At 48.0% G+C, this 26,175-nt stretch carries 29 protein-coding genes; 15 read left to right on the plus strand and 14 right to left on the minus strand.

Annotated elements, in window-relative coordinates; all coding sequences use genetic code 11:
- The first annotated feature begins 4 nt into the window (after window positions 1–4).
- The 6 genes from hpf to yjgA are packed head-to-tail and all read left to right on the plus strand — an operon-like array spanning window position 5 to window position 3,816.
- Window positions 5–295, plus strand: coding sequence for a ribosome hibernation-promoting factor, HPF/YfiA family (hpf, locus tag XMM383_RS06165; protein ID WP_173483917.1), 291 nt, complete (start codon window positions 5–7; stop codon window positions 293–295).
- A gap of 12 nt (window positions 296–307) precedes the next feature.
- Window positions 308–766 carry a PTS sugar transporter subunit IIA gene (locus tag XMM383_RS06170; protein WP_173483916.1) on the plus strand — a complete coding sequence of 153 codons (459 nt, stop codon included), beginning with the start codon at window positions 308–310 and terminating at the stop codon, window positions 764–766.
- Between the two features lie 2 nt (window positions 767–768).
- The gene (gene rapZ / locus XMM383_RS06175; protein ID WP_173494688.1) at window positions 769–1,629 is read left to right on the plus strand and encodes an RNase adapter RapZ; all 861 of its coding nucleotides are present in this window, start codon (window positions 769–771) and stop codon (window positions 1,627–1,629) included.
- An 8-nt stretch (window positions 1,630–1,637) separates the two neighbouring features.
- Complete coding sequence (locus XMM383_RS06180; RefSeq protein WP_173483320.1) at window positions 1,638–1,907, plus strand: HPr family phosphocarrier protein; 270 nt, start codon at window positions 1,638–1,640, stop codon at window positions 1,905–1,907.
- Window positions 1,908–1,936: 29 nt separating this feature from the next.
- Entirely contained in the window at window positions 1,937–3,292 is a 1,356-nt protein-coding gene (mgtE, locus tag XMM383_RS06185; RefSeq protein WP_173480510.1) for a magnesium transporter, read from the plus strand.
- Between the two features lie 2 nt (window positions 3,293–3,294).
- A complete protein-coding gene (gene yjgA / locus XMM383_RS06190; RefSeq protein ID WP_173494689.1) occupies window positions 3,295–3,816 on the plus strand; it encodes a ribosome biogenesis factor YjgA in 522 nt (173 codons plus the stop codon).
- Window positions 3,817–3,825: 9 nt separating this feature from the next.
- Here the strand turns inward: yjgA and XMM383_RS06195 are convergent, their stop codons facing one another.
- Genes XMM383_RS06195 through XMM383_RS06220 form a run of 6 tightly spaced genes read right to left on the minus strand, consistent with a single transcriptional unit; the run spans window position 3,826 to window position 12,061 of the window.
- Window positions 3,826–7,584 carry a YhdP family protein gene (locus XMM383_RS06195; protein ID WP_173494690.1) on the minus strand — a complete coding sequence of 1,253 codons (3,759 nt, stop codon included), beginning with the start codon at window positions 7,582–7,584 and terminating at the stop codon, window positions 3,826–3,828.
- A gap of 10 nt (window positions 7,585–7,594) precedes the next feature.
- Entirely contained in the window at window positions 7,595–9,073 is a 1,479-nt protein-coding gene (rng, locus tag XMM383_RS06200) for a ribonuclease G (RefSeq protein ID WP_173494691.1), read from the minus strand.
- Between the two features lie 11 nt (window positions 9,074–9,084).
- Window positions 9,085–9,669, minus strand: a complete 585-nt coding sequence (locus XMM383_RS06205) for a nucleoside triphosphate pyrophosphatase (RefSeq protein WP_173483325.1) — start codon at window positions 9,667–9,669, stop codon at window positions 9,085–9,087.
- Entirely contained in the window at window positions 9,669–10,160 is a 492-nt protein-coding gene (gene mreD / locus XMM383_RS06210) for a rod shape-determining protein MreD (protein WP_173483326.1), read from the minus strand. The genes XMM383_RS06205 and mreD overlap by 1 nt, the downstream gene beginning before the upstream one ends.
- Complete coding sequence (mreC, locus tag XMM383_RS06215) at window positions 10,153–10,989, minus strand: rod shape-determining protein MreC (protein ID WP_173480504.1); 837 nt, start codon at window positions 10,987–10,989, stop codon at window positions 10,153–10,155. Before mreC ends, mreD begins: the two co-directional genes overlap by 8 nt.
- A gap of 34 nt (window positions 10,990–11,023) precedes the next feature.
- Window positions 11,024–12,061 carry a rod shape-determining protein gene (locus XMM383_RS06220; RefSeq protein WP_173480503.1) on the minus strand — a complete coding sequence of 346 codons (1,038 nt, stop codon included), beginning with the start codon at window positions 12,059–12,061 and terminating at the stop codon, window positions 11,024–11,026.
- Between the two features lie 195 nt (window positions 12,062–12,256).
- On the opposite strand from XMM383_RS06220, the gene gatC reads away from it, so the two are divergent.
- From gatC to XMM383_RS06245, 5 genes are read left to right on the plus strand one after another with little or no spacing between them, the layout of a single operon-like run.
- The gene (gene gatC / locus XMM383_RS06225) at window positions 12,257–12,544 is read left to right on the plus strand and encodes an Asp-tRNA(Asn)/Glu-tRNA(Gln) amidotransferase subunit GatC (protein ID WP_173480502.1); all 288 of its coding nucleotides are present in this window, start codon (window positions 12,257–12,259) and stop codon (window positions 12,542–12,544) included.
- Window positions 12,545–12,563: 19 nt separating this feature from the next.
- On the plus strand, window positions 12,564–14,015 hold the full coding sequence (gatA, locus tag XMM383_RS06230; RefSeq protein WP_173494692.1) for an Asp-tRNA(Asn)/Glu-tRNA(Gln) amidotransferase subunit GatA: 1,452 nt from the start codon (window positions 12,564–12,566) through the stop codon (window positions 14,013–14,015).
- A gap of 10 nt (window positions 14,016–14,025) precedes the next feature.
- Complete coding sequence (gene gatB / locus XMM383_RS06235) at window positions 14,026–15,477, plus strand: Asp-tRNA(Asn)/Glu-tRNA(Gln) amidotransferase subunit GatB (protein ID WP_173480500.1); 1,452 nt, start codon at window positions 14,026–14,028, stop codon at window positions 15,475–15,477.
- 12 nt (window positions 15,478–15,489) lie between these two features.
- Window positions 15,490–16,860 (plus strand): FAD-binding oxidoreductase, encoded by a 1,371-nt coding sequence (locus tag XMM383_RS06240; protein ID WP_173480499.1) that lies wholly within the window; start codon window positions 15,490–15,492, stop codon window positions 16,858–16,860.
- The gene (locus tag XMM383_RS06245; protein WP_173494693.1) at window positions 16,860–17,039 is read left to right on the plus strand and encodes an oxidoreductase-like domain-containing protein; all 180 of its coding nucleotides are present in this window, start codon (window positions 16,860–16,862) and stop codon (window positions 17,037–17,039) included. Before XMM383_RS06240 ends, XMM383_RS06245 begins: the two co-directional genes overlap by 1 nt.
- Here XMM383_RS06245 and XMM383_RS06250 read toward each other — a convergent pair.
- The gene (locus tag XMM383_RS06250) at window positions 17,008–17,751 is read right to left on the minus strand and encodes a DUF3108 domain-containing protein (RefSeq protein ID WP_371744229.1); all 744 of its coding nucleotides are present in this window, start codon (window positions 17,749–17,751) and stop codon (window positions 17,008–17,010) included. The two genes, XMM383_RS06245 and XMM383_RS06250, sit on opposite strands and share 32 nt — an antisense overlap.
- Window positions 17,752–17,900: 149 nt before the next feature.
- A complete protein-coding gene (locus XMM383_RS11820) occupies window positions 17,901–18,323 on the minus strand; it encodes a cold-shock protein (protein ID WP_371731415.1) in 423 nt (140 codons plus the stop codon).
- Window positions 18,324–18,499: 176 nt separating this feature from the next.
- On the opposite strand from XMM383_RS11820, the gene XMM383_RS06260 reads away from it, so the two are divergent.
- The gene (locus XMM383_RS06260) at window positions 18,500–18,709 is read left to right on the plus strand and encodes a SlyX family protein (protein WP_173480496.1); all 210 of its coding nucleotides are present in this window, start codon (window positions 18,500–18,502) and stop codon (window positions 18,707–18,709) included.
- Window positions 18,710–18,733: 24 nt separating this feature from the next.
- Here the strand turns inward: XMM383_RS06260 and XMM383_RS06265 are convergent, their stop codons facing one another.
- The 5 genes from XMM383_RS06265 to mpl are packed head-to-tail and all read right to left on the minus strand — an operon-like array spanning window position 18,734 to window position 23,015.
- Window positions 18,734–19,510, minus strand: coding sequence for a class I SAM-dependent methyltransferase (locus XMM383_RS06265; protein WP_173480495.1), 777 nt, complete (start codon window positions 19,508–19,510; stop codon window positions 18,734–18,736).
- On the minus strand, window positions 19,510–20,322 hold the full coding sequence (locus tag XMM383_RS06270; protein ID WP_173480494.1) for an undecaprenyl-diphosphate phosphatase: 813 nt from the start codon (window positions 20,320–20,322) through the stop codon (window positions 19,510–19,512). Before XMM383_RS06270 ends, XMM383_RS06265 begins: the two co-directional genes overlap by 1 nt.
- A complete protein-coding gene (gene tsaB, locus XMM383_RS06275; RefSeq protein ID WP_173480493.1) occupies window positions 20,319–21,008 on the minus strand; it encodes a tRNA (adenosine(37)-N6)-threonylcarbamoyltransferase complex dimerization subunit type 1 TsaB in 690 nt (229 codons plus the stop codon). Before tsaB ends, XMM383_RS06270 begins: the two co-directional genes overlap by 4 nt.
- A 10-nt stretch (window positions 21,009–21,018) precedes the next feature.
- The gene (locus XMM383_RS06280; RefSeq protein ID WP_173480492.1) at window positions 21,019–21,639 is read right to left on the minus strand and encodes a flavin prenyltransferase UbiX; all 621 of its coding nucleotides are present in this window, start codon (window positions 21,637–21,639) and stop codon (window positions 21,019–21,021) included.
- A gap of 8 nt (window positions 21,640–21,647) precedes the next feature.
- The gene (gene mpl, locus XMM383_RS06285) at window positions 21,648–23,015 is read right to left on the minus strand and encodes a UDP-N-acetylmuramate:L-alanyl-gamma-D-glutamyl-meso-diaminopimelate ligase (protein WP_173494694.1); all 1,368 of its coding nucleotides are present in this window, start codon (window positions 23,013–23,015) and stop codon (window positions 21,648–21,650) included.
- A 129-nt stretch (window positions 23,016–23,144) separates the two neighbouring features.
- Here mpl and XMM383_RS06290 point away from each other — a divergent pair, with 129 nt between their 5' ends.
- The 3 genes from XMM383_RS06290 to XMM383_RS06300 all read left to right on the plus strand — a co-directional run bounded on the left by XMM383_RS06290 (window position 23,145) and on the right by XMM383_RS06300 (window position 25,402).
- Window positions 23,145–24,125, plus strand: a complete 981-nt coding sequence (locus tag XMM383_RS06290) for a class 1 fructose-bisphosphatase (RefSeq protein WP_173480490.1) — start codon at window positions 23,145–23,147, stop codon at window positions 24,123–24,125.
- 80 nt (window positions 24,126–24,205) lie between these two features.
- On the plus strand, window positions 24,206–24,739 hold the full coding sequence (gene ppa / locus XMM383_RS06295) for an inorganic diphosphatase (RefSeq protein WP_173494695.1): 534 nt from the start codon (window positions 24,206–24,208) through the stop codon (window positions 24,737–24,739).
- Between the two features lie 102 nt (window positions 24,740–24,841).
- Window positions 24,842–25,402, plus strand: coding sequence for a hypoxanthine-guanine phosphoribosyltransferase (locus tag XMM383_RS06300; RefSeq protein WP_173480488.1), 561 nt, complete (start codon window positions 24,842–24,844; stop codon window positions 25,400–25,402).
- A 4-nt stretch (window positions 25,403–25,406) separates the two neighbouring features.
- Here the strand turns inward: XMM383_RS06300 and XMM383_RS06305 are convergent, their stop codons facing one another.
- Window positions 25,407–26,174 carry a ParA family protein gene (locus XMM383_RS06305; RefSeq protein ID WP_173480487.1) on the minus strand — a complete coding sequence of 256 codons (768 nt, stop codon included), beginning with the start codon at window positions 26,172–26,174 and terminating at the stop codon, window positions 25,407–25,409.
- Window position 26,175 lies beyond the last annotated feature (1 nt).

Here is a 26,175-nt window from a genome sequence, read left to right on the forward strand (position 1 = left end):
TCATATGCAGATAAATATTACTGGTCATCACGTAGACCTGACTGAAGCTCTAAGTGAATACGTACGTAACAAGTTCGATAAGCTAGAACGTCACTTCGACAACATTCAGAATGTACAAGTTACTCTCAGTGTCGAAAAGCAGGGTAAAAAAGCCGAGGCTGATATTCACTTAGCCGGTGGCCAAGTGGTCGCTTCTGATGAGCATGATGACATGTATGCAGCGATTGATGGCTTAGTGGATAAGCTTGATCGCCAAATCATCAAGCATAAAGAAAAAATGAAATCTCACAAATAAACGAACGACAACATGCAACTAGGTGACCTACTGACGACTGAAACAACCGCCTGCCGGGAGTCAGTCGCCAGTAAAAAACGCCTTCTTCAAGTGGCCAGCGAAAAGCTGGCCTCTTCAGTTGATGGCGTAACAGAAGATGAAATTTTTACAGGCCTTCTTAATCGTGAACGATTAGGCAGTACAGGAATTGGCTCTGGCGTGGGTATACCCCACTGTCGAATTCCGGGCTGTTCAACAGCATCCGCCTGCTTAATCACACTCGATGGCGGTGTCGATTTTGATTCAATCGATTCAGCGCCGGTCGATCTTGTCTGCGCACTGATCGTGCCCGATGATGGAAATGATGAGCACCTTAAGACACTGGCTGGTTTAGCCGAGCTGTTCAGCAAGCCCGAAGCCCTTAATTCACTCAGAGACTGCACGAATTCTGAGGCCCTACTCAATAAAGCAACTGAGCTATCAAAGGTCTAATCATGAGAGTCGTTGTTATCTCGGGTCGCAGTGGTTCAGGGAAGAGTACCGCCTTGCAAGCACTTGAAGATGTTGGGTTCTATTGCATAGACAACCTACCAGCGACGCTATTGCCAGCGTTGGTCGAGCAGATGCTTAACGACCAGAATAACGCACCCCTGATTGCTGTGAGCATTGATGCCCGCAACCAGCATACCGACCTAAAAGCCTTCCCAGAGATCATGGAATCCTTGAGGGTTAGAGAAGACATAGGCATCGAGATCACGTATCTTGACGCATCAGAAGCGACCCTATTGAAACGATACAGCGCCACTCGAAGAAAACACCCGCTGAGCAACCAAGATATTGGACTGGAAGAGGCAATAGCCTTAGAACGAGATCTGCTTGAGCCCATTGCAAGTTCTGCAGACATGAGAGTTGATACCACTCGGCTTTCACTCTATGAACTGCGTGACACCATTAAATTGAGGGTAGCACAGCGTAAAGAGCAAGCGCTCTCTTTGCAGTTTGAATCCTTTGGCTTCAAGCACGGCGTTCCATTAGATGTTGATTTCAGCTTTGACGTCAGGGTGCTTCCTAACCCCTACTGGTTTGTAGAGTTGCGCCCTCTCTCTGGGAAAGATGAACCGGTTAAAAAATTTCTCAACGCTTCCGATGAAGTGAATGAAATGATTAATGATATAGAGCAGTTCATTGTGAAGTGGATTCCCCAATTCAAAACCAATAATCGAAGCTATGTTACTGTAGGTATTGGTTGCACGGGAGGCCAACATCGCTCTGTATATATTGCTGAGAGCCTTGCATCTCGCTTTGCTGACAGAATGGATAACATCCAAGTACGCCATCGAGAATTATCAGAATAAGTTTCGCAATGATTGAAAAAAACGTTACTATAATCAACAAATTGGGACTACACGCGCGTGCAGCGGCTAAACTTATTGGCGTAACAGGTAAGTTTGGTTGTGACATCAAAATCACAAAAGATGGCAAAACAGTCGATGCTAAAAGCATTATGGCCATTATGATGTTGGCTGCATCCCAAGGAACAGATCTAATCATACAAACGGATGGCGCGGATGAATCCGCCGCGATGGATGCTGTGATTGAGATCATAAATAACCGTTTTGACGAAGATGAGTAGAGACTAACCTACTCGTAAAGGAGGGCTGCATGAGTACGGACGAAGCACCGATCGCTCTAGATACGTTAAGCGAAGCCCTTCAGTCAGACAATCTTAAACAGATTCGCTACATGCTCAATAAGGGCATGAGACCTGTTGAAGTTGCTCACCTTTTAGAGAAAACCCCTCCTCGCGAACGTCGCATTGTATGGAACCTGCTCAACCCAGAGATAGAGGGTGAGGTTCTACAGCACCTCGGTGAAGATATTCAGGCTGAAATTGTCAGCGATTTAGACGCGGCAGAAATTCTGGCGATGACAGAGTCACTCGATGTCGATGACTTAGCCGATATTCTTCAGCAGCTTCCTGACACGGTCATGCAAGAGATGCTGCAAAACATGGATTTGCAGAATCGCCAACGGGTTGAAGCGGTACTCTCCTACCCCGATGATACGGCCGGCGGTCTGATGAATACCGATACGGTAACCATTCGACCTGATATCACGGTTGAGACGGCGCTTCGTTATCTACGTCGACACAGTGAGATACCTGACAGTACCGACAGTATTTTCGTGGTGAGTCGCAAACGCAACGCACTAATAGGTGTACTTCCTATTACTCGACTTCTCATTTCAGACCCACAGATGCTGGTTCGTGAAATCATGAAGACCGAGAATGACCATGCGATCCCTGCCGATCTTCCTGAACGAGAGGTAGCTCGCATCTTCGAACAGCGCGACTTGATCTCGGCCCCTGTTATCAATGAGGATCGACAGCTTCTAGGTCGTATCACCATCGATGACGTAGTCGACGTAATTCGAGAAGACGCCGATCACTCACTGATGAGCATGGCCGGTCTGGACGAGGATGAAGACACCTTTGCTCCGGTACTAAAAACCAGTCGGCGTCGTGCAGTCTGGCTGGGAATTAACCTTATTACCGCTTTTTTGGCCTCGGCCGTCATTGGCCTATTCGAAGCCACCATCGATCAGGTTGTAGCCTTGGCAGTACTGATGCCAATCGTCGCCTCAATGGGTGGCATCGCCGGCAGTCAAACCCTCACTCTTGTCATTCGTGGCCAAGCACTTGGACACATTGAAAGACACAATATTGGCTGGCTGTTTAACCGTGAGTTAATCGTTAGCATCATCAACGGGTCACTCTGGGCTGTTGTAGTGGCCGCCATTGCTGTCCTCTGGTTTCAAGATATGACCATCGGTATAGTGATCGCAATGGCCATCGTGATCAATCTAGTCGCGGGCGCTATGGCAGGCAGCCTTCTGCCACTGACCCTTAAGCAAGCGGGAATCGACCCAGCACTAGCCGGGGGTGTTCTACTCACCACCATTACAGACGTGGTAGGCTTTTTTGCCTTCCTCGGACTAGCCACCTTTTTCTACGGTTAATTATGAGCAGTAAAGATTTTTCAAAAGAGAGTGATCAAGAGATCGAACTCGTCAGCCGCAGCCAAGTTAAACGGGAAGCTGAAGAGCTTCAAAAACTGGGTGGTCGCATCACTGAGTTACGACTTGATCAACAAGCGAAAGTCCCCATGTCTGAACGCCTAGCAGAGGCCTGTGCAGAGATGGCAAGAATCACCTCTAATGGTGCGAAAAAACGTCAACTTCAGTACATCGGCAAATTGATGCGCACAGAGGATGCCGATGCGATTCGTGTCGCCATTGACCAATTTGACTCGGCTAGCGCTGCTCACAACCAGAAATTTCATGCACTTGAGCAGTTGCGTGAACGATTGATAGCCGGAGACAAGTCAGCGCTTTCTGAAGTGATGGAGAAGTTTGAAAACTGTGATATGCAGCATCTACGAGCTTTGATTCGAAATGCTCAAAAAGAGCGCAAAGAGAACAAGCCACCGGCCAACTTCAGAAAGGTATTTCAGTACCTTCGTGACTTAGATGACGAGTCTTGAGGATAAATCTTAACGATCTCTCTTATTAATGATTTCAAGCACAGGTTCTCTCCAAGGGCCTGTCATTGAATAGCTCAGTTTAGTCGCTTCGTTGATCTTATCCCCAATCAACTTGTCGATAAGAAACAGGGCTCCTGCCACCTGAGGGGCCCCAAGTAGAACGGCGGCCAGCGGTGAGTTACCGGTTAACGGCAAAATCACATCGACCCGTTTATCCACCGTTCTATTGATAAGATTTAAAGAGCCTTCTGCAGTCAAATCGGCCGAAGCGCCTCTCATAATGAGTGGCTCTTGAGTCTTTGCAACCCCATCCTCTAAATGGTACTTACCGACCAGCTTATCAAAGGTAATACCGGATTTATAAAGGTCACTGAAATCGAGGCGCAGACGTTTAAATAGATTGTTAAAATCGAGTATTCCAAACAATCGAAGAAGCGCTGAGTTACCTTTTGCTTCGGAAATCTGCCCATTTCGAAGGTCAAATTGCAGATCACCTCCTAGGCGATAACGACTGAATGACCAAGGTGCGCCAGGCCAGCTCAGTGCAAACTCAGCGGAGAGACTTTTCGTCTCTATCGCCCTTGGATCACCCATCGACTCAAGATAGTCGGCAAGGTTACTACCTTTTGCTCTCAGGGCAATGCGACTCTGCTCGCCCTCACCGACGGACCAGATACCCTGTCCAGTTAAGCTAATGCCTGCGACATCAGCCTCCAATTGATCGATCAAGAGGCTATTGCCGGATGGAAGTAGATGGGTTGTCCAACGACCCCAATGATCATCATTCCACACAAGATTTTCTATCAGAAGGTTGGTTGAAGGTATTTTACTAATCACCTCGATGGGTGTCGGATCAGGCAATGGAACTTCTGGTTCTATTATCGATGGATCGCTCTCTGGTGTGCGCAGGTGAAGGTGGCGAAGATTTAAGTTCAAGCTGGAATCAGCAAGCTTGTAATCTAAAACACCCTGAATATCTCGACCATCCAGTGCAATAGACCACCGATCATTAGGATTGCTCGCCTCAGCAAGGATTGACTCAAATTTAAGAGCTCCAACATTCAGCTGTCCGATCTCGATTGCTGTCGTAACGGAAAGCCCCTCTTTAGTTCCAGTTTTTGACTCTGATAGAGCATCAATAAAGCCAAGTAACTCATCAACTTCAACCGAAGGAAGGGATCCATCAATGTGAAGGCGATCAGATATTTTATAGCTCGCCTGATTGCCACCCAGACGAATATTACCGGTTAAGGGTGAATCTAAATTTAGGTGAGCCTTTAAACGATCCGCATAATTAAGTTGTAAGGATGGTGATGGCTGCAAGCTCATCAAAAGGCTCAAACGGCTAATATCGGAAGATTGATGTGCCAAATAGTCTGGAGCATCTACTCGAGTACCGGTTAATTGAGACTCCACTTTTAGAGTCGATTGACACTGTTTAGTACAGAGTTTTAATGTCGAGTTGAGTGGAATTTCACCCGAGATGACACCTGACAACGGAATACCAGCCCAGTGCATTAATCTTTGAGAATCAATTCGACCCGCGATCTGAATATCAGTAGCGGTTGAGTCACTTGAGATATCAACATCAAATGTTCGACCTAAGAAGCTTGCTTTCAAACCCTCAGCCGACAGTCCACTTGCCAAATTAAAATTAACTGTGCCATCTATATCCGTTACGGCAACCCGTTGGGTTTCAGATATAAAGACACCACGATTCAGCTCGGATTGAACCTGCAGTTTAGGAGATCCTCCTTTGAGAGAAACGTATAGATCCACTAGTGATTTATGACTACCCGAGAGCTGCCAATCCCCTAGCTTATTGCCAACACTGTTGGCCAATGCCTCACTGTGAAATAGGCTGTTCAATTCAAACGCTGAACCCTCAATCGCCAACAAGGTCTTGAGTTCCCCAGAGCCGCTCCCCATCCAAAGATCTGCAAAACCGATCTCAGTGCCTGCGGCACTGCCCTGCTCTAACTGAACACGAGCGGACCCATCTCGAGCATGTATGATGGCTTCGGCCCGGTTCAACACGGGCCAGGGTGATTGATAATCTAGTGTTGTATTCTCTACCGCAATGTAGAGCTCGCTCAATGGCTTAGGTCTATCAGCCACAGACCTAGTCGGAGTCACCAGAACTAAACCAGCCTCTTTGACATCACCTTGAATCAGCGCTCTGTTTAGCCAGCTATAAAGCCCTTCACCGACTACCTTAGGCGGAGTTAACAGGAGTGCCTCTCGGGCTATTGCACCCTTAAGCCCCATCGATAGATTAAGTAGCGCTTGTTGCTCTTTATCATAGGGTAGATCGATCGAGAACTGCCCTCGTGTTCGGATGTTATTCAGACCCAGCTCTAATAGATCAGATCCAACGGCCGCATAATCACTGTGAAGTTGCCAATTAACACGTCCTTGCGCAGAATTAAACGGCAATGCCCAGTCGTAGACCGTTGGAAATTCCATGACAAGCTGCTGACTGTCAATATCTACCCAGCCGCGGTCACTTGAAACATAAAACGAACCATTCAACTGTGATGCAGCAGGTGAACCTTTCCAGGATTTGACCGACACATCTGACAACTCACCGACCACAGAGAGGTTTTCAAATCCCTGGCTAAGATCAACGGTTAACCCTTTGACTAAACCACCGGGAGAGAGCGATTTAATCACCTCTCTGCTTTGATCACCCAAAGGCTGGTTAAGCGCAAGAGCCGACAGGTCTGATAGATTAAGCTCAGCCAGTTGAATTCGATTAGCCATCCAACCATTGACGCCAGTACTTAAATCGATCGCAGTCGGTGGCAGTGAGAATTCACTGCCTTGATAGAGGGTTGAAAAGTCTTGAAGTTGCAGCTGATAATCACGATCAACCGACTGAACAGAGAAATTTGTTGAAAGCTGCTCTAGTGCCAGCTCACCAAGCTCATCGGGCAGTACAAGTTGCAAGCTATTGGCTGATAAATTACCGACAAGATAATCCAGACTGGCGCCACGCAACTGCCCCCATAGCCGCGCATTCGCACTAATAGAGAAGCGCTGTTCGACCCCTGCAAGATCGGCCAACTCTGAGCCAATGTTATCGAGTTCAACATAGAAAGGTAATAGTAGCTGACCGTTTGAGGATTGACCTTGGTGCTGAATCGCAAAACGCATGCGACTATCTTGACCCAACACTGGCATCCAAAAACTACCGCTCAATTGATGCTCTGTTTCACTGCTCTCAAGAGACATATTGTCCAGATTGATGAAGCGGGAGCGACCTGATTCTGGAATCAGATGAAGTTGTGATTCAGAAAATTCGATGGAGGGCTGTTCAAATAGAATAGCAATCAACGTATCGAATGCGCGATTATCGGTCTCTGATTGATTCGAGTCAGCCAGCCAACGCCCTTCAGACTGACGCCACTTTACATTCAGACCCTGTGCCGTGACCCGTTGAAAAATAGGCGCAGCATCAATCAATGAACGCCATGGATCCAATTCAAACGAGATGTTTTGGAGGTGAAACTCGATCTGCTTTGATTTGAGGTAGTCAATATCCGAATGGATCTCTTTGAACTCAAAGGTTGGATAGGGACCGCGCCAGCCAGTCTCTAGCTCGCCTATGGTGACTTCAATACCAAGGTATTGACTAAGCTGAGCCGCAATATCAGTTCGGTAATCGCCCAGCAAAGGGAATGCTAGACGCACAGCCGTTAGCAGGATGGCTAACAGTGCTGCCACCATCAAAACCCACCAACTGACCCAAAGCGTATGCCGAACCATGAATTCCCCGCTACCTCAGAACCACATCAAAGTGTTCTGGGTTGTAGTGAGTGTCACTCTGGAATCGAATCGTTTTCCCAATAAACGACTCCAGTTCAGCGACATGGTCTGATGCATCATCCAGCAAATAATCAACCACGGCTTTAGCCGCAATGACCAAATAGGAGTCGGTATCGTAGGCCCTATGTTGACGCAAGATCTCTCGAAAGATTTGATAGCACACCGTCTCAGGCGTACGAATCATGCCTCGACCTGAACAGGTCTCACAGGTTTCACACAGAACCTGCTCTAAACTCTCTCGAGTACGCTTACGCGTCATCTCAACTAGCCCCAATTCGGATACGCCGGTCACTTTGCATTTAGCGTGATCTTTATCTAGCTGTCGCTGAAGAGTTCTCAAAACTTGACGCTGGTGCTCTGGGTCTTCCATATCGATAAAGTCGATAATAATAATGCCACCCAAATTACGAAGCCTCAGTTGGCGACCAATCGCTGTCGCAGCCTCCAAATTAGTTTTAAAAATCGTCTCTTCCAAATTGCGATGGCCTACAAAAGCGCCGGTATTGATATCAATCGTAGTCATCGCTTCGGTTTGGTCAAAGATGAGGTAGCCACCTGACTTAAGCTCAACCTTGCGGCCCAGTGCCTTCTCAATCTCCTCTTCAACGTTAAAGAGGTCAAAAATGGGACGTTCGCCTGGGTAGTATTCCAGCTTTGATTCAATTTCAGGGACTAGTGTTCGAGCGAAACTTTGTGCACGCTGAAAGGTCTCTTTAGAATCAATTCTGATACGTTCAATCTCAGAATGAGTCATGTCTCTGAGTGCTCGCATATTGAGCGGCAGGTCCTCATAGACGGTTGCCGGCGCTTTCGCCCCTTTGACTCGGTTCTGAATACTCTCCCACAAGCGATGTAAGAAACTGATATCGGCTTTTAATTCCAATTCTGTCACGCCTTCAGCCACAGTTCTCAGAATGTAACCATACTCAGGCTCAGCTGTCTCATCGTCAGAATTGATCAACTCAGATCTGAGAATCTGCTTCAAGCGATCTCGTTCTTCTTCATCTTCAATTCGTTGAGAGACCCCAATATGAGAGGCATCTGGCATTAAGACCAGATAGCGTGATGGAAGAGATATATGGGTCGTCAGGCGGGCTCCTTTACTGCCAATAGGATCTTTAGTCACTTGTACTAGCAGTGATTCGCCTTCACGCAACACCTGAGCAATGGAGAGAGCAGCACGCTCATCCGGTGTCAGAGATTGATCAACGACTTCATCAACGTGTATGAAAGCAGCTCGCTCAAGTCCCACATCGACAAATGCAGCCTGCATGCCTGGAAGTACTCGTACCACTCGTCCTAAATAGATATTGCCTAAAATCCCGCGACGTTTTGCACGCTCAACATAGATCTCTTGCGGCATGCCATTTTCAATGACTGCGACTCGAGTCTCCATCGGTGTGAAGTTAATCAGTATCTCTTCACCCAAAACCTTACTCCTTACTCAACAGACCCTTGGGTCCACGCTGAGAATCCAAATTTTTCTAAAATCTTTCCAGTTTCAGCGATCGGCAAACCCACGACTGCGCTGTAACTTCCCTTAATCTCTTTGACAAACAGTGCACCCATGCCCTGAATGCCATAGCCACCCGCTTTATCCTGAGGTTCTCCGCTGAGCCAATAGCGCTCCATCTCTCTCTTATTTACAGGATAGAAGCTGACCTGAGTAATCACCACTTCGCTGCGAGTCTGTTGACCATCAGAAATAGCCACTGCGGTCATAACCTGATGTTGGGCACCCGACAGGCGTTTAAACATAGTAAAGAAGTGGTCAGGACTTTCAGGCTTCCCTAATATCTGATTATCGATCACTACACTGGTATCGGACCCTATTACCAGAGCCCCTGGGTAGTGTTGTGCAACGGCTTCGGCTTTATTACGTGCCAGGCGGTTTACATAATCCTCAGGTGTTTCCTCGCTCAACGGTGTCTCATCGATATGAGCCGGATGCACTTCTGGAGAGATCCCTATCTGTTTTAATAACTCCAGTCGTCTAGGTGACTGAGAGGCCAAAACCACGTTCATTAGTTCAAATCCAAGGATCGTGCCAAGCGACGCAAAGTCATAAACACGAATGGCCAGAGAAGCGCACTGGTCAAAGCCGGCAAAAGAAACAGCAGTGTATCAGCAGAATTTCCAACCAGACCTTGCATCCAATAGTAGATCAATTGATTCAGCCCCACCAACAGCAGCAACACAAAGGACTGCTGAAGCATTGGAAACACTCTTAACCGACTGTGCAGTAACTGTGTAATGAAGGCAATCAGAGTCAGAGATAGAGCACCTAAACCGAGCACTGAGCCTCGCATTAAATCCAGTAATAGCCCAATAAAAAACGCATAGACTAAGCCAACACGATTGGGGGCCCAAATAAGCCAAAAGAAAAGAACCAACAGAACGAAGTCTGGCCGGAACCACTGCAGAGAGCTGTCCAAAGGAAATTGACTCAGCGTTATTGCTAGCAGAAAAGTAGCCAGTGTGACAAAAAAGCCACCACCAGAGGCTTGATCACTCACTCTCCAACCTCTTTAATCCATTCACCTGCTGAACCAAAAGCAGATAGCGGCTCTTATCAAGCGTTGCCGTTGGCCTTGCTCTGACCACTGCAAAGGAGCGACCAGGCTCCTGTCTAAATTCGGTTATCTCAGCGACGGGGTAACCCATTGGAAAGACGCCGCCCAACCCAGAGGTAACAAGTAGGTCACCAATACGAATATCTTCAGTATTGGGGATGTGGTCCAGTTTGAGCTCAGTAGTGGATCCACTACCGAGCGCAAGGGTACGGAAACCCGTACGTAAGAGTTGAACAGGAACAGAGGATCTAGAGTCAGTCACCAACATGACTCGACTGGTGACGGGCGCAAGATCAACGACAAGACCCATGATACCGCCGGAGTCCAGTGCAGGTTGCCCAATAACAACTCCATCCTGTTCACCGCGGTTAATCAATATTTCATGCTGAAAAGGGTCAGAGCTAACGCCTATCAACTCTGCCATCTGAACCTCTTCCTCCACCTTTTGGCGAGCATTCAGCAAAGTTCTTAAACGGCGATTTTCACTGGCAAGAGTCGCGTTTTGTAGCACTTTTTGTTCTAGCAGAATGGCTTCTGTTCGCAACTCATCATTCTCTGCAATCAGTGTGGCTCGACTGACCACCACATCTGAAACGCCACCTGCCATTTTGACTGGCAAATCCACCAACCACTGCAAGGGGGTAGCAACAAGGTTTAGATAGGCTTTGCCTTCACGAAATTTATTGGAGGTAAGATCGAGCGCAACGATAGAGAGCGCTACGATTATGAGAAGAGTAAACAGCAAACGCGACGGACCACTTTTAAAGATCATGACTTTAAACCCTTCGCGTTGCCGTTATTAAAGATCAGTCACGTGACAGTAACTCAAAACCCTGTTTATCCAGTATCTCAAGTGCTTTACCGCCACCACGAGCCACACAGGTCAATGGATCTTCTGCCACAATCACTGGAAGGCCGGTCTCTTCCGTCAGAAGGCGATCAAGATTTCTTAGCAGTGCACCACCGCCTGTCAAAACAATACCGTGCTCAGCAACGTCCGCTGCCAATTCAGGTGGACACTGTTCTAGTGCACCTTTAACGGCTTGAACAATCGACTGGAGAGGCTCTTGAAGGGCTTCAAGAATCTCGTTCGAGTTAAGCGTGAACATACGTGGGATACCTTCAGCAAGGTTACGACCACGCACATCAATCTCTAGCACTTCAGGTGCTGGGTAGGCTGTACCTATCTCTTGTTTGATTCGCTCGGCTGTCGCTTCACCAATCAAGCTTCCATAATTCCGACGAACGTAAGTAACAATCGCCTCGTCAAATCGGTCACCGCCGACACGAACAGATTCAGAGTAGACGATACCGCTCAACGAGATCACCGCAATCTCAGTGGTACCGCCACCGATATCGACCACCATCGAACCAGTTGCCTCATCAACTGGGAGACCAGCACCGATCGCAGCCGCCATTGGCTCTTCGATTAGGTAGACCTCTCGAGCACCTGCACCTACTGCAGACTCTTTGATTGCTCGACGCTCAACCTGAGTTGACTTACAAGGTACACAAATCAGAACGCGAGGCGATGGACGAAGGAAACTGTTGTTGTGAACTTTACTGATGAAGTACTGAAGCATCTTTTCAGTCACGTGGAAATCAGCAATGACACCATCTTTCAATGGACGAATAGCGGTAATATTGCCTGGCGTTCTACCCAACATTCTTTTTGCATCGGTACCGACAGCCGCTACGGTCTTCTGGTTGCCTTGCTGGCGGATAGCCACTACAGATGGCTCATCTAGCACGATCTCACTATCTCGAAGATAGATCAGCGTATTGGCAGTTCCCAGGTCGATGGAAAGGTCGCTAGAAAAGAGACCACGAATCTTTTTAAACATTGGATTTAAAACCTTATAAGCGATGACTTTAGAAGCCAATTCATTAATCAAAGAATGTTAGCAACGACGGGGATTTTGGGCAAGGCGCAAATGTGATAGATTACGCGCCATCACAATGTTTTTACGAAACTATTTTCCACTTCTTACAGCCGCAAAATAGTTTCAATCACACCATTTAAAGAAAGAAGGTTAAGCATGTCCATCGATCGCTCCGATGTTGAACGTATTGCCCATCTTGCCCGTTTAGAGTTGAACGAGCAGGATATTCCGGCCTACACCGAAAACCTAAGCAGCATTTTAAATCTTATTGATGAGATGCAGCAGATTAATACAGACGGTGTGGAGCCATTGGCACACCCACTGGATGCAGTCCAACGCTTGCGTGCTGATGAAGTTACCGAGCTGAATCAACGAGATAAACTTCAAGCGGTTGCACCAGCTGTTGAAGAGGGGCTTTTCCTTGTCCCTAAAGTCATTGAGTAACAGGATTCGGATTAGAGATATGTTTGAAAAAACACTGAGCGAACTGGCTCAAGACCTTCGCAATGGCACTGTGAGCAGTGTTGAGCTTACCCAAGCGTTTATCGATCGCATCAACCGTTGTGACAGCGAGTACAACTCGTTCATCACCACCACCCCTGAACTGGCTCTGCAGCAAGCAAAAGCAGCTGATGAGAGTATTGCAGCGGGCACAGCGGGCACCTTCACAGGACTTCCGATCGCGCACAAAGATCTGTTTTGCACCGAGGGGGTCAAAACCAGTTGTGGCTCCAAAATGTTGGATAACTTTGAGTCCCCCTATGACGCTACCGTAGTAGCAAAGTTTAAGTCAGCGGGCGCCGTTATGTTGGGTAAAACCAATATGGATGAGTTTGCGATGGGATCAACCAACGAGAGCTCTTTCTATGGTGCTTGTAAAAATCCTTGGGATACAAGCCGTGTACCAGGAGGCTCTTCAGGTGGTTCTGCTGCTGCAGTCGCAGCACGACTAACACCTGCAGCAACAGGTTCAGATACAGGTGGTTCGATTCGCCAACCGGCAGCGTTCTGTGGCATTACCGGCATCAAGCCAACTTATGGACGCGTCTCTCGTTACGGCATGGTTGCCTACGCCTCTTCGCTTGATCAGGGCGGTCCAATGGCTCGCAGTGCTGAGGATTGTGCTCTTATGCTGAACGTCATGGCGGGACAGGACTCAATGGACTCAACCTCATCGGCACAACCGACTGAGGATTACACTGCGTCGCTCAACAACTCGCTTCAAGGCCTAAAAATCGGAGTTCCGAAAGAGTTTATGAGTGCCGATTTAGACAGTGCAATGGCGGCTCAGATTGAGACAGCGATCAAACAGCTTGAATCGCTGGGCGCCACAATCAAAGAGGTTAGCCTTCCGAATACACGCATGTCGATTCCGGCTTACTACATCATTGCTCCGGCGGAGGCATCGTCAAACTTGTCACGTTTTGATGGCGTACGTTATGGCTACCGTTGCGAGAACCCACAAGATTTGGAAGACCTCTATAAACGGACTCGTGGCGAAGGCTTTGGCTCTGAAGTTAAACGCCGCATCATGGTTGGAACCTACGCACTCTGTGCCGGCTACTACGACGCCTACTACAACAAAGCTCAACAGATTCGCCGTTTAATCCAACAAGATTTCATGCGCATCTTTGAAGAGGTCGATGTCATTGTTGGGCCGACAACACCAAGCCCTGCGTTTACCATTGGTGAAAAAGTGAATGACCCTGTCGCAATGTACATGGAGGACATCTTCACACTGTCGTTAAACCTGGCTGGTCTTCCCGGTATGTCCGTACCTTGTGGACAGGTAAACGGCTTGCCTGTTGGCCTTCAGTTGATAGGGAACTACTTTGACGAAGCTCGCCTATTGAACGTAGCTCACCAATACCAACAAAATACAGAGTGGCACACCCTGTCACCGGTTACGGCATAAGGAGATCGATATGGAATGGGAAACAGTTATCGGTCTAGAGATCCACGTTCAGCTCGCGACCAATACGAAAATATTTTCAGGTGCTAGCACTGCCTTCGGTGCCGAACCCAATACACAAGCGTGCGCCGTTGATCTGGCATTGCCGGGCACACTGCCGGTATTCAACGATGGCGCACAGAAAATGGCCATCATGTTTGGCTTAGCGATTAATGCCGAAATCGGTAAACGTGCCGTTTTTGAGCGCAAAAATTACTTCTATCCAGATCTTCCCAAGGGTTACCAGACAACCCAACTAGAAGCACCTATTGTTGGCGAAGGTTACGTCGATATTGAAACGGAAGATGGCGAACGTCGTGTTCGTATTCATCACGCTCACCTAGAGGAAGATGCCGGAAAATCCTTACACGAAGATTTTCACGGCCAATCCGGTATCGACCTTAACCGAGCCGGTACACCTCTAGTCGAAATTGTCTCTGAACCCGATATGCGCACCTCTAAAGAGGCCGCTGCTTACGCTCGCAAGATTCATGCGATAGTAACTACTCTGGGCATCTGTGACGGTAACATGGCCGAGGGCTCAATGCGTTGTGACTGTAACGTCTCCATTCGCCCTAAAGGCAGTGACACCCTAGGTACTCGCACCGAGCTGAAGAACATCAACTCGTTCCGCTTCATTGAGCGTGCAATCGACACCGAGGTAGAGCGTCAAATCGACCTAATAGAAGATGGCGGCACAGTAGTACAAGAGACTCGTCTTTACGATCCAGACAAAAACGAGACTCGAAGCATGCGCTCGAAAGAGGATGCTAACGACTACCGTTACTTCCCTTGCCCAGATCTACTTCCTGTCGTGGTCGATGATGCCTATGTAGAAGCCATTCGTCTAACGCTTCCAGAACTGCCCGACGCACGAAAAGAGCGTTTCATCAGTGAACTGGCTCTATCTGAATACGACGCTGGTGTTCTGTCAGCTTATCGCAACCAAGCGGACTACTTTGAGTCAGTGGTTGAGTGTTGTGGTGATGCCAAACTGGCTGCCAACTGGGTGATGGGAGAGTTGGCCAAAAACTTAAACGCAGCCGATCTGAGCATTGATAACAGCCCCGTTAGCGCAGAGCAGTTAGGCGGTCTTCTAGTTCGCATCAAGGACAACACCATCTCTGGCAACATTGCTAAGAAAGTCTTTGAAATCCAATGGAACGAAGGCGGTACAGCTGACGAAGTGATTGAAGCCAAAGGGTTGAAGCAAGTCACCGACACCGGTGCAATAGAGACCATGATCGACGAGGTCATTGCCAATGCAACAGCACAGGTTGAACAGTATAAAGCTGCTGAACCAGAGAAACGGGGCAAAATGCTTGGTTTCTTTATGGGCCAGGTCATGAAAGCATCCGGCGGCAAAGCCAACCCAGGTGCGGTCACCGGCATACTTAAATCTAAACTGGATGCTCTTTGCGACTAACAGGTAAACACTATGTCTGAACTACTGAATGCAATCCACGCCATTGTAGGTGATAAAGGTCTCATCACCGACGAGCGTGTTGCTCAACGACCTAATGAGAGTTGGAGTAAAGGCAGCTGTCCGGCGAAAGCGGTGATTCGACCCGCGTCGACGGAAGAGGTCTCAAAAGTGCTCGCCCTGTGTCACGAGGCAAATCAGACCATCATTCCACAAGCCGGCATGACCGGCTTAGCGGACGCGACCAAAGCGACTGAAGGGGATTTTGTTCTAAGCCTTGAGCGCATGCGTTCCATTGAGCAGTTAGATACCCAAGGTGCCACTGTGCTCGTTCAAGCCGGTGTGGTTGTTGAGGATCTTCAAAATGCAGCAGCCGAGCACGACCTCCTTTTTGCAGTAGATTGGGGTGCTCGGGGTTCAGCACAGGTTGCAGGAATGCTTGCAGCCAACGCCGGTGGCAATAAGGTTATTCGCTACGGTATGGCACGTGATCAAGTTCTCGGTCTAGAGGTGGTGCTAGCCGATGGCACCGTCCTAACCAATCTTAAAGAGACACTGAAAGATAATACCGGATACGACCTAAAACAGCTGTTTGTCGGCTCAGAAGGAACTCTAGGTATTATCACACGCGCCGTTTTGAGACTTTGGCCTTCAGCGCCAGCACGTCAAACCGCACTGGTCGGCGTCGAGAGTTTTGATAACGCACTCTTACTGCTTAACACGCTGAAACAGAAACTCGAAGGTAAGCTCTCGGCATTTGAAGCGATGTGGAACAGTTTCTATAGCTTTATGGTTAACGAAACCGGTAATCATCAAAAGTTTATTGATGACTCCCTACCCTACTACATCCTAGTAGAGTCAGAGTGTGTCGATGACACTCGCGGAAAAGAGCAGTTCATTGAGGTGCTTGGCGAACTTCTAGAACAAGAGGTCATTGTCGATGCTGTGATTGCCGAAAGTCAGCAGCAGTCAGCGGCACTCTGGGCAGTTCGAGATGACATTGAGGCGATGGTTCAAGCCTTCAGTCCTCTGATTCCTTACGATATCAGCCTACCGTTGCGTCATATGGAAGCCTACACAAACGAAGTCAAAGAGGCACTGTCAGAACAGTTCCCTGAATCGACCTGCCTGACCTTTGGGCACCTTGGCGATGGCAACATTCACTTCTGTGTAGGTCCGGTCAGCGATAAAAAAGCGATCGACACGGTAGTCTATAAGATCCTAGAGAAATACAAAGGCTCTGTTTCGGCAGAACACGGCATTGGACTGAGTAAAAAGCCCTATATCCAGCTAAGCCGAAGTGAAGCTGAACTCGCCGTCATGCGCAGTATTAAAGCCGCTCTGGATCCTAAAGGGATTCTTAACCCTGGGAAGATTATTGGCTGATGAGCTCGATAGACTCTCTTCAGGAACCGATTCCACCAGGGGATTACGACTGCTGCGAAAGTGGTTGTGAACCCTGTGTTTGGGATGTCTACTATGCAGATAGAGCCGCATGGCAAAAGCAGCAGGCAGCACAAAAATCAGCAGAGACTAAGGAAGATCAATCAACTGAAGGCGATTGATCTTCTCTCCTTCTCGTTGCTCAAATGAGTACAGAAGGTTATTTAATTCAGGAATTAAGCCGACCTTTTCAATTTTATCACCATCGACCCTTTGCCAAGTTTCCAGAACCAAATCCTTATCACGGCTCTTAATTAAAGAGTCCTCACCTTTAACAAAAACAACCTCCGAAACCCCTTTCGACTTCACAAGAGGTATCTTCAGCGTTTCAATAGATTCACCGCAACTAGTCGCTGCTTGAAGCTGAAGGATGAAGGTCAAAGGATCCTGAAAACCCTGCGGAAGCTCCAACTGAGACGTCTTACCTTTTCTATTCACTTCAGCCGTTGCGCCATTGAACTGAATGGTTGTTTTACGCGCCCCAAGCCCTTGCTGTTCAAAGAGGTAATTAATCGGAACGATGCCTTGCTCATCAACAATAAAATGGCTCTCCTCCTCTAGCGAAGCCAGTAGAACAGAGACAGACTGAAGCAATGTGAACTGACCTGAATCTGATTGAGAGATCGCTCGAGCCCCTTTCGCCCGAATACCATCAATTTCAACACGATACTCAAGAGTCTCGCCGACTCTGGATGCAAAATAATTCTGCATACATTGAGTGTCTGCCGACGCCAAAGAGCTGAGGAACAAAAAAAGTAGAGGATAGATTTTCATAAAATTTATTCTAACCCACTTAACTGAGTAGAAAATGAATACGCATACCATTCTGGGCATTCACAGCTCCTTTCCATCCGTGGAATCGCTGCATACCGTCCGTCCTGGACATTCACAGCTCATTTCCATCCATGGAATCGCTGTATACCGTCCCTCCTGGACATAAAAAAGGGTAGCTTGAGCTACCCTTGTGTTAGACATCTTATTCATTACTCACGGATGATTGAGACATCCTCAGCCTGAAGACCTTTATCGCTGTCGTGCACATTAAAACGAACACGTTGGCCTTCGTTTAATGAACGGTGTCCACGGCCACGAATGTTACGGAAATGAACAAAAACATCATCTCCATTGGCACGAGTAATAAAACCGAAACCTTTAGAAACATTGAACCACTTAACAGTACCGACTTCACGACCATCATCGATGTCATCCTCTTCATCCGCACCGTTTACACGACGTGAAGATTGAGATGCTGATGCGGAGCCAGAGCTAGCCACAAGAGTACTGATGAAAACAGCCACAAACGAAACGGCAAGCACTGGTAAGTAGTGCGATTCCGCTTTAAAGAAGTGACCAGCAGCTGCGATAACACAGGCTGCAATTACGCTGATAATGATATTTTTAATCACTGATTAACCACCCATTGGAAATATTTCTTTGTATTTTTTGGAACAAACAAATTACTCTGTACGACATTAAAAAACCCGCACAGAAAGTGAGATATAACGTATTAGTTATATTTTTTCAACAACTTAGGGGTTTACGGCGGATAAATTAACCCAAAGAGTAAGAAGAACACGAAATTATGAGTGAATCGAACAGTCGTTTAGATGATCTGGAGAGTCGAATAGCGTTTCAAGAGGAAGCGATCGATCAACTGAGTGAAATCACCATTCGCCAAGCGAAAGAGCTGGATGAACTGCGACGCATGATTATGATTCTGAACGACCGAGTTAAGAACGCTGATAATAGTGGCTTTTCACCAGCGGCGGATGTGCCACCACCACACTATTAATCGACTCATTTAGCGGTTAACAAACTAACTGCCTAACTTGCGTCTCGCATAGATATCAAAACGCCCAGACTTACCCTCTAATGCATAGCTAGGCTTCGGTCCTTCAATAATAGGCGCCTTTCTTGGTCGCTTCACAACAACCCTTGCTGGGTCATGTTGCAAAGCGGCGTCTAGCAACTCTGCACTGTCCTGATCGGCACCCACAAGCGAGCGAAAGGCTAGCATCTCTTTTTTCACCTGAGCCGACTTATCCGTGTGAGGGAACATCGGATCGAGATAGATCACGTCGTACTGATTAGAGGTCGTTTGAAGGAACTCAACCGCTTGGAGGTGACTTAATGAGAGTCTGGCCAGAATCTCCTGCAACTCTGGATCGGATGAGAACTGAGCTCTGTGCAACCCATCTCTCAACAACGCATGAACTACTGGCACCCGCTCCACCATATCCACACGACAACCTAAGGTCGCCAGCACAAAACTATCACGACCCAGCCCAGCGGTCAGATCGGCTATGTAAGGGGTAAATGCAGAGGATACGCCACAAGCCTTAGCAATCTGTTGCCCTTTACCGCCACCAAAACGACGACGATGAGCCACCGCACCCGATTCAAAGTCTACTCGAATAGGACCGGGCGCTTTAGGGCCAAGCTGGACCAGCGACAGACCATCAAATCCCACCTGAAGTAGATAGTCGAACTCAGAACCTGATTGACCACTTTTTACCAAGGGAAGATTTAAGCCATTGCTAAGCTTTTCGGCTTCCGGAAGCAGTTCATGAGACTCAACGGAAAGACCAATCATCAGCGAGTCAAAGCCCAAACTGCGATCAAAGTAACACCTAGAATCAAACGATAGATTACAAAAGGACGCATGCCGATTTGATCAAGCAGCTTCAGAAACAGATGAATACACGCCCAAGCGCTGAGGGCCGCTACGAGTGCACCAACACCAATCATCTGCCAATGCGCGTCTGCGCCGATATCGATAAGCTCTTTACCCTTCAATAACCCTGCCCCCAGAATAACTGGGATTGAGAGCAAGAATGAGAAACGGGCGGCACTTTGACGATCAAATCCCAACATAAGCGCTGCTGTAATGGTGATACCCGATCGAGAGGTTCCAGGAATGAGAGCGATGGCCTGAGCTACACCAATCACAATAGCATCCTTAAAGCCGAGCTCTTTCATAATACGCGTCGCCTTATTGGTAGCGTCTGCCCAACCGAGTGCAAGGCCAAATAGAATGGTGGTGCCAGCAATAACCAAAATGGATCGACCATAGGTATCAATCCAGTCGCCCAACAGCAGGCCTGCTATGACAGCTGGGATCGTCGCAAATGCTACAAACCAACCAAGTTTCCCATCATCCGAGGTTCTACCAGCCAGAGTTAATGTTGACGCTGCCACAATCGACACCACTTCGCGCCGAAAATAGATGATGACAGCCGTCAGCGTGCCAACATGAACACCAACATCAAATGCTAATCCCTGATCACTCCAACCAAACAGCTGGGAGGGTAGAATCAAATGTGCAGAACTTGAGATCGGTAGGAATTCAGTTAACCCCTGTATCAGGGCCAATATCAGAGTATGTATCCAATCACTGAGCGTCACTGCTCACTCCTTTTTTTCCAAGTGCCCTCTCGAACATAAACGGGTAAAGCCTCTTCAGGCGGCACTTGATCACCCCTTTCTAGAGCTGACACTGCCATATTGAGCATACTCTCAGCCTGAGGGTACTGATCAGACAACACCCTACCCAAACCGTTTTGAACTAATGAATTCAACTGATCCAAGTAGTTAAGGCCTGGGCCAATTGCTACGCATTGAGAAACCTTTTCAGGCAGAACAACGGCTGAGGGTGCCGTCACCTGCTCCTCAGTCAAAGCAAAGATTGTGCCATTTTCCACCTTATAGACTGCCCAATAGACCTCATCCATTCGGGCATCCAAAGTCGATAGAATAAAGCCAGCCTCTGGGCATAATGCAAGCGCCTGATAAGCCAAGGTCTCAAGGGTCGATAGGGGGATCACAGGAGTATCAAAGGCGACGGCTAGCCCCTGTGTTGCTCCTGTTGCTATACGAATGCCGGCAAATGACCCTGGCCCGCGCCCAAAAGCGATCGCATCAAGCTCTTTTACCGATAGCTTGGCCTCTTCAAGAACACTTTCAACCATCGGCAACAGCAGTTGGGTATGCCCTCTGGGTACCACTTCAAACCGACAAATGCGCTGTTCGCCGTTTAGTAAGGCGACTGAACAGGCATCAGTTGAAGTATCTAGTGCTAGAACCTTCGTCATAATATTACTCTTAAATTAAATCTGAGCCCCAGGATGGCATGATCGATTGATCATAACCGAGCTGACTCAACACCCTTGCGACCACAAAATCGATCATATCTTCGACCGTGGTGGGTTTATGATAGAAACCTGGTGACGCCGGCAGTATGACCGCCCCCATGCGGGTCAACTTCAACATATTCTCAAGATGTATCTCAGAATAGGGAGCCTCTCGCGGCACCAAAATAAGTGATCGACGCTCTTTTAGGGCAACATCCGCAGCACGCTCAATCAGATTATTACTGGCCCCAGTCGCAATGGCTGACAGTGTTCCTGTTGAACAGGGACAGACCACCATCTGACTGGGAGCGCCTGAGCCTGAAGCGACAGGAGCAAACCACTGCTCTTTACCAAAGACTTTAATCTGCTCCGCTTTAGCACCCGTGAAATCAGTAAAAAACTGCTGCTGAGCATCAGGAGTCCCTGGCAAGCTGTGCTCTGTTTCAGCCGCGACAACAACTTGAGCCGCTTTGGAGACCATCACAAAGAGTTGAACGTTCTGCTGAACCAAGCAGTGCATCAAACGCAGTGCGTACTGAACCCCCGAAGCTCCGGTAATGGCTAGGGTTACTCTTGAGTCAAAATCTGCCACGGTTCACCTCAATGTGTCGTCGAAATAAGGAGTTGTTTAATTCGCTCGTGAATGCCTTCGAATCCACCGTTCGACATCACTACGATATGACTGTTGTGTTGTAGCTCTGATTCGAGAGACTCAAGCAGAAGATCAATGCTATTAAATACAGCCTGCCCGTCAAAGCCAGCAATCTGATTCTCTAAAGACCACCCCTGAGAATCCGGTTGATACCAAAAAACAGTATCAGCTTGCGCGGCGGATTCAACTAACTGGCTCTTAAATACGCCTTGTTTCATGGTATTAGACCTTGGCTCGATGATGGCAATCAACTTCTCATCGTGCACTTTCGCTCTCATACCTTGCAAGGTCGTCGCAATAGCCGTCGGATGGTGAGCAAAATCATCATACAGAGAGACCCCTGAGAACTGACCTAACAGCTCCATGCGGCGCTTCACGCTTTTGAATTGGCTTAATGCCTCCGCACTCACTTCGGGGGTAATGCCAACGTGTCTTGCTGCCAACAGAGCATGCAGTGCATTGCGTTGATTGTGCTCACCGGTCAATTCCCAATCAACCCAGACAGGGGCCGTCTCTTTGACGCAAATTTGAAAACGCTGACCACCAGACTCTTGCTCACCGATTGCAGCACCAGAGTGACCAGGATTCATTGAAGTTGACTCTAACTCACTCCAACACCCCTGCTCTATCACCTGCTCGACTGCCGGAATATCCGAGGGGTAGATCACTCGCCCAGTAGCAGGCACCAAACGCATGAGGTGATGAAACTGCCTCTGAATCGCTGCAAGATCATCAAAGATATCTGCATGATCAAACTCTAAGTTATTAATCACCAGTGTTCTTGGGTTGTAGTGGACAAATTTAGATCGCTTATCAAAAAAAGCGGTATCGTACTCATCTGCCTCGATAACAAAAAAGTCGGTCTCTCCCAAACGAGCTGAGCAGTCAAAATCGAGCGGAACGCCACCAATCAAAAAACCAGGCTTCAACCCAGCGTACTCCAGAATCCATGCCAACATGGTCGCTGTGGTGGTTTTACCGTGAGTACCTGAAACAGCCAATACCCAACGATCCTTGAGCAAGTGATCATGTAACCACTGTGGTCCCGATGTGTGGTGAATCCCTCTCTCAAGCACCGCCTCAACACAAGGATTGCCGCGCGACATCGCGTTACCGACTATCACTAGATCGGGATTGGAGTCCAATTGAGTGGGATCGTAGCCTTGAATAATCTCAATGCCTAAGGTTTCAAGTTGCGTACTCATTGGCGGATAGACGTTCTGATCCGAACCGCTGACACGATAACCTAGCTCTTTGGCCAAAATCGCTAAAGAGCCCATAAAGGTGCCACAAATACCAAGAAAATGAAGATGCAAACCGGTGGTATCCCACAAAAAATTATAAAGATGGGCTTTAATTAACCGAAAAACCCATTTCGCACATGCAATAGCGTACCAACTTGCCTATAATTTTCATCATATTTCACACGACTAAGAGATTCTCTAATGCAGTTACTGAGCTCCTTCCTAAAGCACAACAAAACCGATGCAGACCTTGTAGAGGTGATCGAAGTCTTAATGATCGCCTGTAAAGAGGTTGCATTGCAGCTTCGCGAAGGCGCTCTGGCCGGCGTTTTGGGCACCAGCACTCTGACTAACGTACAGGGCGAGACCCAAAAGAAACTCGATATCGTTTCTAACGACATCATTAAAAAAGTCCTTCTGGATAATCGACTTGTTCGTGGCGTTGCCTCAGAAGAGGAAGAGGAGCCAGTTTGGGGATCTCGTGATGGTCGCTACCTTGTAACTTTTGACCCGCTGGATGGCTCATCAAACATCGACATCAACGTCTCGGTTGGCACGATCTTCTCAATCATCGAAGCCCCAAAACCTTGGGCTAAACAGGACACCAATGAGTTCCTCCAGCCAGGACGTAAGCAAGTGGCGGCAGGATACGTGCTTTATGGGCCTTCTGCAGTATTAGCCCTAACCACTGGTAGCGGCGTTAACATGTTCACGCTGGCTCATACCGGTGACTTTATCCTGACAGAGGAGTCGGTCAAAATTCCTGAAGAGACCAGCGAATTTTCGATCAACATGTCGAATAAGCGTCACTGGGAACCTCAGATGCAAGAGTACATCGACGATCTACTGCTTGGCGAAGAGGGTCCTCGCGAGAAGAACTACAACATGCGCTGGGTGGCCTCTATGGTGGCCGAAGTGCATCGCCTACTGACCCGTGGGGGCATCTTCACCTACCCATGGGACTCACGCGATCCGGGCAAACCGGGCAAACTACGCCTGATGTACGAAGGCAACCCAATGAGTTTCCTTATCGAGCAGGCTGGTGGCGTCGCTTCGACCTGTTACGAAGAGATTATGGATCTTAGCCCAGAGCACATTCACCAACGTGTATCCGTCGCGCTAGGTTCAAAACAGGAGGTAGAGATGTTGAAAGCCTACCACCGTAAGAAAAGTGAAAAATAGCGCTTAGTAGCATTTAGTTATATTACCAAGGTGCCTATAATGCGCCGCAGAAATTAATGAAACGTTCATAGGGAAACAACATGAGCTTTGAAAAAGTACCAGCGGGTAAAGACCTGCCAAACGACATCTACGTTATCATCGAGATCCCAGCTGAGAGCTCGCCTGTAAAATACGAGATCGATAAAGACTCTGACTCTATCTTTGTTGACCGCTTCATGGCTGCGCCAATGTTCTACCCAGCGAACTACGGCTACGTAAACAACACACTAGCTGACGATTGTGACCCTCTAGATGTACTTGTACTGACTCCACATCCAGTCATGACAGGTTCTGTTATTCGCTGTCGTCCAGTCGGCATTCTAAACATGACCGACGAAGCGGGTGAAGATGCGAAACTGGTTGCTGTTCCTCACGAGAAACTAAGCCAGGCTTACAACGACATCCATGACGTTGATGACCTGTCGCCACTTTTGAAAGATCAAATCTCTCACTTCTTCGAGAACTACAAGAAGCTTGAAAAAGGCAAGTGGGTTAAAGTTGAAGGTTGGTCTGACGCTGCTGCAGCTCGCGACGCGATCATCAAATCAGCTGAAGCTTACGAAGCAGCTAAGTAATTAGATAATTAAAAAGCCCGATCCGCTCTGCGGGTCGGGCTTTTTTGTATGTAACAGGTTAAACTTGTCGATTCAGTCAAGTTTAACCGCTCTGGAGCTAACATGAGCCGCCCCGATATTAACGAAATCAAGCAAGTTTACATTGAATCAGACTTGCTCTTTTCAAACTCTGAAGTCAACCAAGCGATCGACAAGATTGCTGATGAGATCACCGGCGAATATGCTGATCGCGATCCTGTCATCTTCACGATAATGAACGGCGGTCTTGTTATCTGCGGTCAGCTACTGACGCGTTTGGAGTTCCCTCTCGAAGCGGGCTACCTACATGCGACTCGCTACCGCAACACGACCTCTGGCCACGAACTAGAGTGGAAGGTTCCACCGATGATCGATTATCAGGGACGCGATGTGTTAGTGGTCGACGACATCCTAGATGAGGGACACACACTTCACGAAGTGATGAATCACCTCAAAGAGGGTGGAGCTAAAAGCGTGGCATCGGTCGTACTGATCGACAAAATACACGATCGCAAAGCCGTGCCTGGGATGAAAGCAGACTTCACCGGTCTAACCATACCGGATCGCTACATTTTTGGCTTTGGACTTGATTACAAAGGCTACTGGCGCAACGCACCCGGTATCTTTGCAGTCAAAGGTCTTTAGTAACCTACTGATTGATCTCATCAAACAGTAGGTTAAATGCCTCAGTCAATTTATGTTTGGCTGCCATGTGAACCAGTGGTTTAGCCAGCATATGACTCTCTTTCATTTTCACTGACGCAGGTAGCTTGGCGTTTAGCACCGGCAGATCTTGCTCCACGAGCGATTCAATGATCTGCCTAGGCAGCGACGCTCGTGGCTGAAACTGATTCACCACAATCCCTTCCAACACCAACTGCTCATTATGATCTTCACGCGTTTCGTTGATGTTATGCAGTAGGCTGTAAAGAGCTTGGCGTGCAAACTCATCACAATCAAAGGGGATCAAACAACGCTCAGCGGCGCAAAGTGCGGAGAGCGAAAAGAAGTTAAACGCTGGCGGCGTATCAATGTAGATCGCATCGTAATGGTCATCCAGAGCGTCACACAGATCTCTAAGCTTATAGATCTTATGTTTCGACTCTAACTTCGACTGCAAATCACCTAAATTCGGGTTACAGGGAATAATATCGAGATGATCGAATGGGGTCGCAAAACAGTAATCTTGTTCGGCCACTTTGTTCAGCTGAAAGCTCAATACCGACTCAAAGAAACTCTGTACATCGAGCTCTGGCGCATCGGAGTCATCACCCAACAGGTAGTGTGTTGAGTTACATTGCGGATCCAAATCGATCACTAGCGTTTTAAGTCCGCGAGCTGCACTGATAGCCGCCAAATTGACCGCGATACTCGACTTACCAACGCCACCTTTCTGGTTGAAAATAACTCGACGCATA

The organism is Marinobacterium sp. xm-m-383, assembly GCF_013283255.1.
GTDB lineage: Bacteria > Pseudomonadota > Gammaproteobacteria > Pseudomonadales > Balneatricaceae > Marinobacterium_E.

Coding starts and splice junctions, on each gene's coding strand:
- hpf (WP_173483917.1), top strand. CDS start 5: ATGCAGATAAATATTACTGGTCATCACGTAGACCTGACTGAAGCTCTA.
- XMM383_RS06170 (WP_173483916.1), top strand. CDS start 308: ATGCAACTAGGTGACCTACTGACGACTGAAACAACCGCCTGCCGGGAG.
- rapZ (WP_173494688.1), top strand. CDS start 769: ATGAGAGTCGTTGTTATCTCGGGTCGCAGTGGTTCAGGGAAGAGTACC.
- XMM383_RS06180 (WP_173483320.1), top strand. CDS start 1,638: ATGATTGAAAAAAACGTTACTATAATCAACAAATTGGGACTACACGCG.
- mgtE (WP_173480510.1), top strand. CDS start 1,937: ATGAGTACGGACGAAGCACCGATCGCTCTAGATACGTTAAGCGAAGCC.
- yjgA (WP_173494689.1), top strand. CDS start 3,295: ATGAGCAGTAAAGATTTTTCAAAAGAGAGTGATCAAGAGATCGAACTC.
- XMM383_RS06195 (WP_173494690.1), bottom strand. CDS start 7,584: ATGGTTCGGCATACGCTTTGGGTCAGTTGGTGGGTTTTGATGGTGGCA.
- XMM383_RS06205 (WP_173483325.1), bottom strand. CDS start 9,669: ATGAACGTGGTTTTGGCCTCTCAGTCACCTAGACGACTGGAGTTATTA.
- mreC (WP_173480504.1), bottom strand. CDS start 10,989: ATGATCTTTAAAAGTGGTCCGTCGCGTTTGCTGTTTACTCTTCTCATA.
- XMM383_RS06220 (WP_173480503.1), bottom strand. CDS start 12,061: ATGTTTAAAAAGATTCGTGGTCTCTTTTCTAGCGACCTTTCCATCGAC.
- gatC (WP_173480502.1), top strand. CDS start 12,257: ATGTCCATCGATCGCTCCGATGTTGAACGTATTGCCCATCTTGCCCGT.
- gatA (WP_173494692.1), top strand. CDS start 12,564: ATGTTTGAAAAAACACTGAGCGAACTGGCTCAAGACCTTCGCAATGGC.
- gatB (WP_173480500.1), top strand. CDS start 14,026: ATGGAATGGGAAACAGTTATCGGTCTAGAGATCCACGTTCAGCTCGCG.
- XMM383_RS06240 (WP_173480499.1), top strand. CDS start 15,490: ATGTCTGAACTACTGAATGCAATCCACGCCATTGTAGGTGATAAAGGT.
- XMM383_RS06245 (WP_173494693.1), top strand. CDS start 16,860: ATGAGCTCGATAGACTCTCTTCAGGAACCGATTCCACCAGGGGATTAC.
- XMM383_RS06250 (WP_371744229.1), bottom strand. CDS start 17,751: ATGCCCAGAATGGTATGCGTATTCATTTTCTACTCAGTTAAGTGGGTT.
- XMM383_RS06260 (WP_173480496.1), top strand. CDS start 18,500: ATGAGTGAATCGAACAGTCGTTTAGATGATCTGGAGAGTCGAATAGCG.
- XMM383_RS06265 (WP_173480495.1), bottom strand. CDS start 19,510: ATGATTGGTCTTTCCGTTGAGTCTCATGAACTGCTTCCGGAAGCCGAA.
- tsaB (WP_173480493.1), bottom strand. CDS start 21,008: ATGACGAAGGTTCTAGCACTAGATACTTCAACTGATGCCTGTTCAGTC.
- XMM383_RS06290 (WP_173480490.1), top strand. CDS start 23,145: ATGCAGTTACTGAGCTCCTTCCTAAAGCACAACAAAACCGATGCAGAC.
- ppa (WP_173494695.1), top strand. CDS start 24,206: ATGAGCTTTGAAAAAGTACCAGCGGGTAAAGACCTGCCAAACGACATC.
- XMM383_RS06300 (WP_173480488.1), top strand. CDS start 24,842: ATGAGCCGCCCCGATATTAACGAAATCAAGCAAGTTTACATTGAATCA.
- XMM383_RS06305 (WP_173480487.1), bottom strand. CDS start 26,174: ATGCGTCGAGTTATTTTCAACCAGAAAGGTGGCGTTGGTAAGTCGAGT.